The following is a 12,654-nucleotide window of genomic DNA, read 5'->3' on the forward strand; positions in this document are numbered from 1 at the left end:
ACCACCCCGACCAGGGCTGACGGGACGTCGCACCGCTTCGTGCACTCGCCCGCCGACCGCCTCCCGGCCCGGGCCCGACCGGCGCGGACCCCGCGCCGGGGCGGCCGTGACCGCCGGGGCCACCGAGAGGATCCCTCCCCGTGTCTGCCACCACCGCCCCGCGCCGCGTCCTCGCGGCCCTGGCCGCGCTGCCGCTGCTGCTCCTCGCCGGCTGCGGCTACGGGTCCCGCGCCACGGACGAGAGCGCCGCGAAGATCGCCCCCCAGGCGCACAAGACCGACGGCCTGGACTCCGTGATGATCGGCTACTTCGGCAACGTCACCCACGCCACCGCGCTGGTCGGCAACCGCAAGGGCTTCTTCCAGAAGGAGCTGGGCGCCACCGAGGCCAAGTACGCGGTGTTCAACGCGGGTCCCTCGGAGATCGAGGCGCTGAACGCCGGCTCCGTCGACATCGGCTGGATCGGCCCGTCCCCGGCGATCAACGGTTACACCAAGTCCGGCGGCACGAGCCTGCGCATCGTCGGCGGGTCGGCGTCCGGCGGCGTGAGACTGGTCGTGAACCCCGACAGGATCACGTCCGTGCGGGACGTCGAGGGCAAGCGGATCGCCACCCCGCAGCTCGGCAACACCCAGGACGTGGCCTTCCTCCACTGGGCCGCCGGACAGGGCTGGAAGATCTCCCCGATGACCGGCAGGGGCGACGTCACCCTCGTCCGCAGCGACAACAAGGTCACCCCGGACGCCTTCAGGGCGGGGGCGATCGACGGCGCGTGGGTGCCGGAGCCGACCGCGTCGAAGCTGGTCGCCGAGGGCGGCAGGGTGCTGCTCGACGAGGCGTCGCTGTGGCCGCACGGGCGGTTCGCCACCACCAACATCGTCGTGTCGCAGAAGTTCCTGAAGGCGCACCCCAAGGCCGTCGAGGCCGTGCTGAGGGCGTCCGTGGAGACCAACCGGTGGATCAGGGCCCACCCCGCGCAGGCCATGGCCGCCGCCAACGAGCAGATCGGCCGCGACACCGGCAAGGCGCTGCCCGCCGAGGTCATGGGCCCGGCCTGGAAGTCGTTGCAGGTGACCGACGACCCGCTCGCCGCCACCCTCGCCGCGCAGGCCGACCACGCCGTCCGGGCCGGTCTGCTGGAGCGCCCCGACCTGCGGGGCATCTACGACCTCACGCTGCTCGACAAGGTCCTCGCGGCCGAGGGCGAGGCCGCCGTCGACGACGCCGGGCTCGGCGTGCGCCGGTGAGCCCGGACCACGACCACTGACCAGGAGGTGACGACCATGACCACCACCCTCGCCGAGGCCGCCGAGGCCGCCGCGACCACCAGAGCCGCCGAGGCCGCCGGGGCCGCCGCGATCACCGCGACCACCGCGACCACCGGGGCCGACGGGGACGGCAGGACCGCCGCGAACGCCGGGGCCGCCGAGCCCGCCGTACGGATCTCGCACGTCTCGAAGTCGTTCCAGGGCCCCGCCGGGGACCAGCTCGTGCTGGACGACATCAGCCTCGACATCGCCCCCGGCGAGTTCGTCACCCTGCTGGGCGCCTCGGGCTGCGGGAAGTCCACCCTGCTGAACCTGGTGGCCGGGCTGGACCGGCCGGGCAGCGGACGCATCGACACCGACGGGCGTCCCGCGCTGATGTTCCAGGAACACGCCCTGTTCCCGTGGCTGACCGCGGGCAAGAACGTCGAACTCGCCCTGCGCCTGCGGGGCGTGCCCAGGGCCGAGCGCCGCGAACGCGCCGAGGAGCTGCTGGAGCTGGTCCGGCTCAAGGGCGCGCACGGCAAGCGGGTGCACGAGCTGTCCGGCGGCATGCGCCAGCGCGTGGCGATGGCCCGCGCGCTCGCACAGGAGAGCCGGCTGCTGCTGATGGACGAGCCGTTCGCGGCCCTCGACGCCATCACCCGGGACGTCCTGCACGACGAACTGACCCGCATCTGGCGCGAGACCCGCCTGTCCGTCCTGTTCGTCACGCACAACGTGCGCGAGGCCGTCCGCCTCGCCGAGCGCGTGGTGCTGCTGTCGTCCCGGCCGGGACGCGTCGTGCGCCAGTGGACGGTGGACATCCCGCAGCCGCGCCGCATCGAGGACGCCGCCGTGGCGGAACTGTCCGTCGAGATCACCGGGGAACTGCGGGAGGAGATCCGCCGCCATGCCCGGCACTGACACCTTCGCCAAGGACGCGGGCGGCGACCTCGCCGGCCTGGAGGCGGGCCTGGACGCACTGGAGACCGCGCCCAGGACGCGCACGCCGATCCGGCGGGTCCTCACCGGCACGGTCCTGCCGCCCGTCGTCGCCGTCACGCTGGTGCTGGCCCTCTGGCAGGGCCTCGTCTCCTTCGGGATCGTCGACGACCCCGCCAAGCTGCCCGCCCCCGCCGACGTGTGGCACGTCCTGCGGGACGCCTGGCTGAAGGGCGAACTCCTCGGCTACATCTGGACGTCCGCCTCCCGCGGCCTGCTCGGCTTCCTGCTCGCCCTCGCCATCGGCACCCCGCTGGGACTGCTGGTGGCCCGGGTGAGGTTCGTCCGCGCCGCGATCAGCCCCCTGCTGTCCGGACTCCAGTCGCTGCCGTCGGTGGCGTGGGTGCCGCCCGCGGTGATCTGGCTGGGCCTGAACAACCGAATGATGTACGCCGTCGTCCTGCTCGGCGCCGTCCCCTCCATCGCCAACGGCCTGGTCTCCGGCGTCGACCAGGTGCCGCCGCTCTTCCTGCGCGCCGGCCGCACCATGGGCGCCACCGGACTGAGGGGCACCTGGCACGTCACCCTGCCCGCCGCGCTGCCCGGATACGTCGCGGGGCTCCAGCAGGGCTGGGCGTTCTCCTGGCGGTCGCTCATGGCCGCCGAGATCATCGCGTCCTTCCCCGATCTCGGCGTCGGCCTCGGCCAGTTGCTGGAGAACGGCCGCAACGCCAGCGACACGGCCATGGTCTTCGAGGCCATCGTGCTCATCCTCGTCGTCGGCATCGCCATCGACCTGCTGCTCTTCAGCCCGCTGGAACGCTGGGTGCTGCGCAGCCGCGGACTGCTCGTGCGCACCTGAGACCGGCCTCGAGCGGGGCTCGACCGATTGCCCGCCGCTTCTTGAGAGGCGTCGCCCAAGGTGGCGGTGAAGGGTTGGCCGGCGAAACGGAGACCGACATGCGGGCACGGCGTTCATCCGCTCTCAGGGCGATCGGCAGGAGCCTCGGCGAGGGCGTCATGTGGATGGGACTCGGATGGTACGGAGCGCACCTGCCCGACCCCTGGCCCGACTACGTGCTCCCGCCGGCCGAACTGCCCTTCCCGCCCCCGGTGTCGGAGGAGGAGTTCGTCCGGTGGGCCGCGCTGGCCGACGACCTGTGAGACGTCACCGCGCCTCCCGTCGCGCGCCCCTCGTCCGGACCCGACCGAAGACAAGGAGACCAGGGTGACCACCACCGGGTCGGCCACTGCCCACGCCCCCGTGCAGAAGCGGCGCATCCTCAAGCTGTTCCGCCCGTACCGCAGAAGCCTGCTGTCCGTCGCGCTCCTGGTCGCGGCCTCGTCGCTGGTCTCCCTCGTCAACCCCTTCCTGATCCGCGAGATCATCGACGTGGCGCTGCCGCAGGGCCGGACCGGACTGCTGTCCCTGCTGGCCCTGGGCATGATCGTCGTCGCGGCCGCGAACAGCTCGTTCAACGTGTGGCAGACGTACCTGTCCGCCCGGGTCGGCCAGCTGGTCATGCACGACCTGCGCACCGCCGTCTACTCCCACCTGCAACGCATGTCGCTGGCCTTCTTCACCCGGACCCGCACCGGCGAGGTCCAGTCCCGCATCGCCAACGACATCGGCGGCATGCAGGTGACCGTGACGACCACCGCGACCGCCCTGGTGTCGGACGTGACGACGGTCCTGGCGACCGTCACCGCCATGGCCCTGCTCGACTGGCGGCTGACGCTGGCGTCGCTGGTCGTCCTGCCGGGCTTCGTCTGGGTGAGCCGCCGCGTCGGCGACGAACTGCGCGTCCTGACCCGCTCGCGGCAGCGCCAGTTCGCCGACCTGTCGTCCAACGTGCAGGAGTCGCTGTCGGTCAGCGGCATCATGCTCGGCCACACCATGGGCCGTTCGCGCTCGCTCAGCGACGCGTTCGCCGCGCAGTCCCGCAAGCTCACCGAGACCGAGGTGCGCGCGAGCACGGCCGGCCTGTGGTACCAGTCGACCATCTGGGTCGTCATGGCGGCCATGCCCGCGGTGATCTACTGGGTGGCGGGACTGACCGCGAGCGGCGGCCGGATGGCCGTCTCCATCGGCGAGCTGGTCGCCTTCGCGACCCTCCAGCAGATCCTGTTCCGGCCCGCGCAGCGGCTGCTGACCATCGGCCTGGACATCCAGAGCTCCCTCGAGCTGTTCGGCCGCATCTTCGAATACCTCGACCTGCCCGTCGACGTCGCCGAACCGGAGCGGCCGGTGACACCGGCGCGGCTGCGCGGCGAGGTGCGGCTGCGCGGCGTCGGCTTCCGCTACGCGGGCGCCGAACGGCCCACGCTGGACGGCATCGACGTCACCGTGCCCGTCGGGCGCAGCCTCGCCGTCGTCGGGGAGACCGGCTCGGGCAAGACGACGCTGAGCTACCTCATCCCGCGCCTGTACGACGCCACCTCGGGCGCCGTCACCATCGACGGCGTCGACGTGCGCGACCTGTCCTTCGACACGCTCGCCGCCGCGGTCGGCGTCGTCTCCCAGGAGTCGTACCTCTTCCACGCCACGGTCGCCGACAACCTGCGGTTCGCCAAGCCCGACGCCACGGACGAGGAACTGGTCGCGGCGGCGCGGGTGGCGCACATCCACGACTACCTGACGTCCCTGCCCGACGGCTACGACACGGTGGTCGGCGAGCGCGGATATCGGTTCTCCGGCGGCGAGAAGCAGCGGCTGGCGATCGCCCGCGCCATTCTGCGCGACCCGCCGGTCCTCGTCCTCGACGAGGCCACCAGCGCGCTGGACACCCAGACCGAGCGCTCCGTCCAGCAGGCCATCGACGCGGCGAGCGAGGGCCGCACCACCATCACCGTCGCGCACCGGCTGTCGACGGTCCGCAACGCCGACGAGATCATCGTGCTGGAGCGCGGGCGCGTCGCCGAACGCGGCACGCACGACGAGCTGCTCGCCCTCGGCGGCCACTACGCGGCGCTCGTCCGCCGGGACACCGAGATGGCGGCCGTGTAGGGCACGGCCCGCGACCGGCGCACGGAGCGCCAAGATCCCTTGCCTGGACGGGACTTCGAGCGGCTGTGCAGCGCCCATTGCCTACCATCCGGCGCATGGAGACCGCGTCTGCCGGAACACCGGACCCATCCTTCCTCAAGCGGCGCACCCTGCTGCGCGGCGGCGCCCTGGCGGGCCTGGGCGCGCTCGTGCCCGCCTACACCGTCCTCGCCGCGCCGGACGCACCGGGCGCCGGCACCGGCGGCGCCGAACCGTCGGCGGACGGGCTGATGCTGACGAAGTTCAAGGACCCGCTGCGCATCCCGCCGGTGCTGCGGCCCGTCGCCCGCGGCGGCCACGACGAGCTGACCGTGCGTATGCGCACCGCCGACGTCCGGGTGCACTCGGAGCTGCCCCCGGTACCGATGTGGACGTACGAGGGAAGCCACCCGGGCCCCACCGTCGAGGCGGTCCGCGGCCGCCGGCTGCGGGTCGCCTGGGAGAACCACCTGACGGGCAGCATCCCGGTCACCGCCGTCGACTTCGGCCGGCCCGGCGGCCCCTCACCCGACCCGCTGACCAACTACCCCGGCACCGAGGGCTGCCAGGAGGTCCCCGGCGTGGCCGGCCTCCAGCCGTGGGCCGCGGTGCACCTGCACGGCATGCTGACCGGCGGCGGCAACGACGGCTGGATGGAGAACCTGACGGGCCCCGGCGACGTGCAGCTGTCGGCCTACCCGAACGACCAGCCCGCCACGACGCTCTGGTACCACGACCACACGCACCACGTGAGCCGCTTCAGCGTGTACGCGGGACTCGCCGGACTGTTCGTCTGCCGCGACGAGGAGGAGCGGGCGCTGGGCCTGCCCAGGGGCCGGCACGAGGTGCCGCTGGTCCTCGCCGACCGCAACTTCGCCCTGGACGACTCGGGCGCCCTCACCGGCCGCCTCGTGCACAAGGTGGAGATGGTCGGCACCAAGCTCATGCGCGTCCACGCCGCCCCCTACACCCTGGTCAACGGCGTGATCTGGCCCTATCTGGAGGTCGAGCCGCGCTGGTACCGGTTCCGGATCGTCAACACGGCCAACTCCCGCATCTACCGGCTGATGCTGCTGGCCGACGGCCGGCCCGTCCCCGGCGCCTTCCACGTCATCGGCACCGACCAGGGCCTCATCGACAAGCCGCTGCCGGTCGACGGGGCGCTCAACCTCTCCTCCGGCGAGCGCGCCGACGTCCTGGTCGACTTCAGCGCGTTCCGCGGCCGGTCCCTGAAGCTCGTCAACACGATGGACGGCGTGCCGCCCGGCGCGTCCAGCCCCCGCAACGACCTGCTGGAACCCGACGTCATGCAGTTCCGCGTCGCCGGGCGCGGGTCCGCCGGGCGGTTCACGCCGCCCGCCGTCCTGTCCTCCACCTTCGAGCGGCCCACCCACCACGACCTGCCGCACGACAGCGCCCCGCGGTGGGTGGTGCTGGCCGGGCCGGGATCGGCGAACATGCCCGAGCTGTGGGAGATGGAGGAGGTGCCCGAGAGCGAGGCGGCGGGCCTCACGCTGCCCGCCGCCGGGATCGTCCAGGTCGAGGACGCCGCGGGGAGCGTCACCACGCTGCGCCGGACGGCCATGGGCTACGACGACGGCCGCGCGTTCACCGTGGCGCACGGCGGCACGGAGATCTGGAAGTACCTCAACCTCGCCGCCTCCCCGCACCCCATGCACATCCACCTGGCCCACTTCCACGTGCTGTCCCGCGAGACCTACGACGTGACCGGGTTCGACCGGACGGTCCGCGGCTCGGCCAGGCCCGTCGCGTACCTGGGGGCGGCGGAGCTGGAGCCGCACGAGCGCGGGGTGAAGGACGTCGTCCGGGTGGGCACGGCGGGCCAGATCCGGCCCGGCCCGAACGGCACCCCGGGCGAGCTGGTCACCGTGGCGGTCCGCTTCCCGGTCGTCGGCCGGGGGGTCCACCACTGCCACATGCTGGAGCACGAACAGCACATGACGCGCCCGCTCGTGGTCGCCCCCGCCGGCCCCGGCCACGCGGGCGGCCACGCGGAAGGCCATGCGGAAGGCCACCACTGACGGCCGCCGCGGACGGGCCCGCGGGCGGTCACGAAGGGCGGTCACGAAGGGCGGCACGACGAGTGCCCGCGGCGGTGGTCGGCGCGGGCACTCGGGGGGCCGGGCGGGGGTGGGGCCGGGCGCGCGGGGCGCCGTGCGCGGCGAAAGCCTGGGGGCGCCGGCCGCCGGGGCGGTCAGGCGGCCTTGCGGACGATCTCCACGGCGCCGGCGTCCAGCAGCGTCCGCACGGAGGCGTCGCCGTCGGCGACGTCCAGGTCCATGTCGTGCAGACGGCCGATGACGTTCTGCACGACCTTCTCCGGCTGCGTCTTCTCGGTGCCCTCCCAGACCAGCTCCGGGAAAACGGTCAGATAGACCTTGTCGTTGCCCTGGCTGTAGATGTTCACTTCCATGACGTCACGGAGAGCCATCCGGGCTTCGTAGATCAGGCTGTTCATGTGCCACCGACTTTCGCTATCCGGTTTCTGAGGCTTCCTGGCCACACGTACCGACCTCATGATGGTCAGCGGCCGGAGAGTGCGCAATGAAGTCCGGAGAATACCGCGTTCAACTGCGGGAAATCCGCGATTGAACGGGGTTGCCAATTGCCGGTGATTGACAGGGAAAGGCAGTGCTGCGGACCATCGGAACTGTTCGCAATTGCCGCAGGCCCGCATCCCACGAAAAGCATCCGGAGTGCCATGAAAATCCTGTTCATCACCACGGGCAGTCAGGCCACCTACTATGCCGCTGCCCCGCTGGCGACGGCCGCGCGCAACGCGGGCCACCAAGTCGTGCTGGCCGCCCACGAGCCGTGGGTGGAGACCGCGGAGGCCATCGGCCTTCCCACCTTCTGTTTCACCGTCGACCCGATCCGGCACTTCATGCGGATCAGCAACCCGGGCAAGGGGCTGCGCTTCCCCCGGGAGCTGGGCGACGAGGAGATGTTCGGGCAGGGCCGCGGCTTCGCGCAGATGGGGCTGGCCGGGGTGAAGTCCCTGCTGGAGCTGGCCAAGGACTGGACCCCGGACGTGGTCGTGGGCAGCTCGCAGAGCTACGCCGCGATGCTGCTCGCCGCCCATCTGAAGGTCCCCTACGTGCGTCACATCGAGTACCTGGGCATCCCGCTCACCGGTATCGACCCGGGCGCCGAGGCGGAGCTGCGGCCGGAGCTGGAGCGCCTCGGCGTGGACGGGCTGCTCAAGCCCGATCTGCTCCTGGACTCCACTCCGCCGTCGATGCGGCCGTCCCACGACCCGGACGCGCAGCCGATGCGCTGGATCCCCAGCAACCCGCAGCGCCGGCTGGAGCGCTGGATGTACACCCGCCCCGAGGGCCGCAAGCGCGTGGTGATCACCTCCGGGTTCCGCAGCCTGATGTTCCGCGACCCGGGCTGGTCGATGCCGCTGCTGGTCAAGGAGCTGAACAAGCTGGGCGCCGAGGCGCTGATCGCGGCGAACCCGGGCGCGGTCGAGCGGTTCGGCGCCGAGCTGGGCGACGCGCGCGTCGGCTGGATCCCGATCGACGTCACCGCCGCCACCTGTGATCTGGCGGTCCACCACGGCGGCGCGACCACCGCGACGACGCTGATGGCCAACGGCGTGCCGCAGCTGGTCATCCCGGAGAACCCGCCGGAGTTCCCGCCGAACTACCATCGGGAGGCCATCGCCAAGGCCATCACCGACTTCGGCGCCGGCCGCACGCTGTGGCCGCAGGCGCAGGAGCCCGACAAGGCGCCCGGCGAGGTCATCGCCGCGGCGTGCCGCGAGCTGCTGGAGAACCCGAGCTACACGGAGCGCACGCAGTTCATCGCCAAGGAGATCTCGACGCTGCCCACGCCCGCCGAGATCGTGCCCAAGCTGGAGGCGCTGGTCTGACGGCCGGCATGCCGGCCCCGGCGACGCCGGTCGCCCCGGGACCGCGGAGGACCTCTCCGCGGATCCCGGGGCGACCGGCGTCGTGCGTGTCGTGCGTGTCGTCTGCGGGGGCGCGGTGGCGGGCGGGAACGCGCGCGCGGGAAAGGACCCGCGCAGGGACGACAGGGACGGCCGGGCTTCGGCCCGGCCGTCCCTGTCGTGTGGGGGCGTGCGTGTGGGTGCGGGTGTGCGTGTGCGGTCAGCGGGCGGCGAGGGCCTCGATCTCGCGCAGCACCTCGTCCGGGGTCGGCAGCGCCGCGGCCTCCGCGGCCGCGGCACGGGCCCGCTCCGCGTACCGCGGGTCCTCGAGGATCTCGCGGCAGCCGGCGACGATCACCTCGTCCTGGCCGCGTCCCTCCTGCGGCCGGTGCGGGTCCACGAGCACGGCGGCGCCGAAGCCGCTGACGGCCTCCGCGACGGCCTTGCCGTAGCCGTTGTCGGGGACGATCAGCTGGGGCACCCCCGCGTTGATCAGCGTCATGGCCGTCGTCGCGCCGCCGTGGTGGACCGCCAGGTCGCAGGTGGGGGCGACGACGTCCAGCGGGATCCAGCCGATGCGCACGTCGCCCAGTTGCGGGCCGTAGCGCTCGGCGGCCTCGGGGAGCGCCGCGATCAGCACCTCCACCCCGGCCCCGGTCAGCTCGTCCACCAGGCGGCTCAGCGAGGCGCCGGGGGTGTCCAGCAGCAGGTTGCGGGTGCCGGCGGTGATCAGCGCCCGGCGGCGGCCCTCGGGGCGGGTGTACATCCACGGCTCGACCCGGCGCTGGCTCACCCGGGGGACCCAGCGCATCGCCCGCGCGGCGGGGGCGCCGGGCGGGCGCAGCGCCGGCGGGCACAGGTCGATGAAGAGGTCGGGCGGCGGCAGCTCGGTCAGTCCGAGGCGCTCCAGCTGCGGCTGGAGCTCCGCCACCGCCGTGCGGTCCCGGCGCGCCATCGGGGCGATGTGCCAGATGTGGCGGACGTAGGGCACCTTGAGCCGGGCGGCGAGCACCCGGGGGACGTGGGACAGGCCGCCGACGACCAGGTCGGGGCTCCACTGCCGGGTCAGGTCGAGCAGCGCGTCGATGCGGGCGGCGGCCGTCATGCCGTCCTGGCCGTAGCGCATCCGCTCGGGAGTGATGCAGACCGCGGGAAGCCCGACGGACTGTGCGGCCGCCATCAGCGGCTCGTCGGCGGCCAGCAGGATCTCGTGGCCGGCGTTGCGGGCGGCGGCGGCGAGGGGGGCGACGCCGAAGACGGCCGCCTGGCTGCCACCGACGGTGAACAGTATTTTCATGGCTGTCGCACTTCTTCCGTTGGGGATCGCGGGGGCTGCGGTACGCGGTGCGGGGCCGGTCAGCCGGCCTGGGCCATCTCCATGACGTACCGGCCGTAGGAGGAGTGGGCGAGGCGGCTGCCGAGCCGGTAGCAGGACTCCCGGTCGATGTAGCCCATCCGCCAGGCGATCTCCTCCAGACAGGCGATGCGCACGCCCTGGCGGTGTTCCAGCACCTGGACGTAGTCCCCGGCCTCCATGAGCGCGTCGTGGGTCCCGGTGTCCAGCCAGACGAAACCGCGGCCCAGCGGGATCAGCTGGGCCTCGCCGCGCTCCAGGTAGACGCGGTTGAGGTCGGTGATCTCCAGCTCGCCGCGTTCGGAGGGCCGCAGCCGCCGGGCGATGTCGACGACCTGGTTGTCGTAGAGGTACAGCCCCGTGATCGCCATGTTGGTCTGCGGATCGGTGGGCTTCTCCTCCAGGGCGATGAGTCTGCCCTGCTCGTCGAGGGTGCCGACGCCGTAGCGCTCGGGGTCGCGCACCGGGTAGCCGAACAGGACGCATCCCTTGATGTCCTGCGCGGCCCGCTGGAGCATGGGCCCGAACTCGTAGCCGTGGAAGATGTTGTCGCCCAGCACCAGGGCGACGGAGTCGTCCCCGATGTGGTCCTCGGAGACCAGGAACGCGTCGGCGAGCCCCCGGGGCTTGTCCTGCTCCGCGTAGGTCAGGGTGATGCCCAGCCAGGAGCCGTCGCCCAGCAGCCGCCGGAACATCTCCGAGTCCTCGGGCGTGGTGATGATCTCGATTTCGGTGATCCCCGCCAGCATCAGTGCAGAAAGCGGGTAGTAAATCATCGGCTTGTCGTAGACCGGGAGCATTTGCTTGGAGACCCCGAGAGTGATCGGATGGAGCCTCGTGCCATTGCCGCCGGCCAGGATGATGCCCTTCACCGTGGCGCCTCCTCAGTACCTTCGTGCCAATTAGGCAGTGCTCGCACTTTATCGGCGTCGGCCATCCGGCCGAAAGGCTCCCCGGCGCTCTCCCCTTCGAATAGCGTCCTTGTTGACAGGCATGGCTCTGCTTACTCAGGCTGACGGCATACCGGTTCAGGCATGCGCATTTACTGTCGTCGTTTAGGTGGACCTGTGGAAATCGAAGATCTGACGCCCGTTCTCGAATCCGAGCAGAGGGCCGGTATCGGCATCATCGGATGCGCCGACATCGCCGTGCGCCGAGCCCTCCCCGCGATCGGCCGCTCGCCGTTCCGGCTGGTGGCGCTCGCGAGCCGTTCCCGTGAGAAGGCCCGGACCGCGGCGGCCGCCGCCGGCTGCGCGGCCGTCGAGGGCTACGAGCGGCTCCTGGAGCTGCCCGGCGTCGACGCGGTCTACATCCCGCTGCCGAACAGCGAGCACGCCAAGTGGGCGCACCGGGCGCTGGAGGCGGGCAAGCACGTCCTGCTGGAGAAGCCTGCGGTGCCCGCCGAGGGGACGGCCCGCGAACTCGTCGCGCTCGCCGAGGAGCGCGGGCTGGTCGTCATGGAGAACTTCGCGTTCCTGCGGCACCCCCAGCACGCGCAGGCGCGGGCCCTGGTGGACGACGGCGCGATCGGCCGGCTGCGCTCGTACCACGGCGTGTTCGGCATTCCGCCGACCGATCCGCGCGGGATCAAGTACCAGGCCGACCTGGGCGGCGGGGCGCTGTGGGAGGTCGGCTGCTACCCGGTGCGCGCGGCCCAGGAGTACCTCGGGCCGTCGGCGCGGGTCCTGGGCGCCGGCCTGAAGTGGGATCCGGAGCTGGGCGTGGACGTCTCCGGTGCGGCGCTGCTGGGCGACGACGACGGCGTCAGCGCGAGCTGTTCCTTCGGCCTGTCGCACGGCTACCGGTCGGCCTACGAGCTGTGGGGGAGCGAGGGGCGGCTGGTCCTGGAGTGGGCGTTCACGCCCTCGGTCGGCGCCCGCCCGGTGCTGCGGCTTCAGCAGAAGGACCGCGAGACGCAGATCCTCGCCCCGGCCTCGGACCAGTTCGTCGGCGTGTTCACCACGTTCCACGACGCCGTGCGGGACCCGGCGGCCCGGGCGCGCCACCACCGCGAACTGGTGCGGCAGGCGCGGCTGATGGAGGACGTCCGCGCGCAGGCCCTCGGCGGGCGGACCCGGTGAGCGAGGGCCGGTGAGGCCCCCCGCGTGCGGGAGGACGCGTACGGCGGCCGGCGTCCCAGGGACGCCGGCCGCCGTACGCGTCCTCCCGC

General features: G+C 72.5%; 11 protein-coding genes. 8 read left to right on the plus strand and 3 right to left on the minus strand.

All coding sequences use genetic code 11. The features are described 5' to 3' along the window. Positions 1 to 140: 140 nt before the first annotated feature. The 6 genes from OG802_RS35090 to OG802_RS35115 all read left to right on the plus strand — a co-directional run bounded on the left by OG802_RS35090 (position 141) and on the right by OG802_RS35115 (position 7,256). The gene (locus OG802_RS35090) at positions 141 to 1,247 is read left to right on the plus strand and encodes an aliphatic sulfonate ABC transporter substrate-binding protein (protein WP_329417715.1); all 1,107 of its coding nucleotides are present in this window, start codon (positions 141 to 143) and stop codon (positions 1,245 to 1,247) included. A gap of 36 nt (positions 1,248 to 1,283) precedes the next feature. Further along, a complete protein-coding gene (locus OG802_RS35095; protein ID WP_443055477.1) occupies positions 1,284 to 2,171 on the plus strand; it encodes an ABC transporter ATP-binding protein in 888 nt (295 codons plus the stop codon). Beyond that, positions 2,158 to 3,051 carry an ABC transporter permease gene (locus OG802_RS35100; RefSeq protein WP_329417719.1) on the plus strand — a complete coding sequence of 298 codons (894 nt, stop codon included), beginning with the start codon at positions 2,158 to 2,160 and terminating at the stop codon, positions 3,049 to 3,051. Before OG802_RS35095 ends, OG802_RS35100 begins: the two co-directional genes overlap by 14 nt. A 164-nt stretch (positions 3,052 to 3,215) precedes the next feature. Then, positions 3,216 to 3,353, plus strand: a complete 138-nt coding sequence (locus OG802_RS35105) for a hypothetical protein (protein ID WP_329417721.1) — start codon at positions 3,216 to 3,218, stop codon at positions 3,351 to 3,353. Positions 3,354 to 3,417: 64 nt separating this feature from the next. Beyond that, positions 3,418 to 5,196: an ABC transporter ATP-binding protein gene (locus OG802_RS35110; protein WP_329417723.1), complete on the plus strand. Its 1,779-nt coding sequence runs from the start codon at positions 3,418 to 3,420 to the stop codon at positions 5,194 to 5,196. A gap of 95 nt (positions 5,197 to 5,291) precedes the next feature. Further along, a complete protein-coding gene (locus tag OG802_RS35115; protein ID WP_329417725.1) occupies positions 5,292 to 7,256 on the plus strand; it encodes a multicopper oxidase family protein in 1,965 nt (654 codons plus the stop codon). Between the two features lie 173 nt (positions 7,257 to 7,429). Here the strand turns inward: OG802_RS35115 and OG802_RS35120 are convergent, their stop codons facing one another. Beyond that, positions 7,430 to 7,693, minus strand: coding sequence for a hypothetical protein (locus tag OG802_RS35120; protein ID WP_329417727.1), 264 nt, complete (start codon positions 7,691 to 7,693; stop codon positions 7,430 to 7,432). A gap of 243 nt (positions 7,694 to 7,936) precedes the next feature. Between OG802_RS35120 and OG802_RS35125 the strand changes: the two genes are divergently transcribed. Continuing rightward, entirely contained in the window at positions 7,937 to 9,112 is a 1,176-nt protein-coding gene (locus OG802_RS35125; RefSeq protein WP_329417729.1) for a glycosyltransferase, read from the plus strand. A gap of 238 nt (positions 9,113 to 9,350) precedes the next feature. Here OG802_RS35125 and OG802_RS35130 read toward each other — a convergent pair whose 3' ends face one another. Continuing rightward, on the minus strand, positions 9,351 to 10,427 hold the full coding sequence (locus tag OG802_RS35130) for a nucleotide disphospho-sugar-binding domain-containing protein (RefSeq protein WP_329417731.1): 1,077 nt from the start codon (positions 10,425 to 10,427) through the stop codon (positions 9,351 to 9,353). 59 nt (positions 10,428 to 10,486) lie between these two features. After that, positions 10,487 to 11,356, minus strand: coding sequence for a glucose-1-phosphate thymidylyltransferase RfbA (rfbA, locus tag OG802_RS35135; protein WP_329417733.1), 870 nt, complete (start codon positions 11,354 to 11,356; stop codon positions 10,487 to 10,489). A 195-nt stretch (positions 11,357 to 11,551) separates the two neighbouring features. Here rfbA and OG802_RS35140 point away from each other — a divergent pair, with 195 nt between their 5' ends. Next, positions 11,552 to 12,565: a Gfo/Idh/MocA family protein gene (locus OG802_RS35140; protein ID WP_329417736.1), complete on the plus strand. Its 1,014-nt coding sequence runs from the start codon at positions 11,552 to 11,554 to the stop codon at positions 12,563 to 12,565. The last annotated feature ends 89 nt before the right edge of the window (positions 12,566 to 12,654 follow it).

Origin of the sequence: Streptomyces sp. NBC_00704 (genome assembly GCF_036226605.1) — a bacterium.
Classification (GTDB): Bacteria; Actinomycetota; Actinomycetes; order Streptomycetales; family Streptomycetaceae; genus Streptomyces.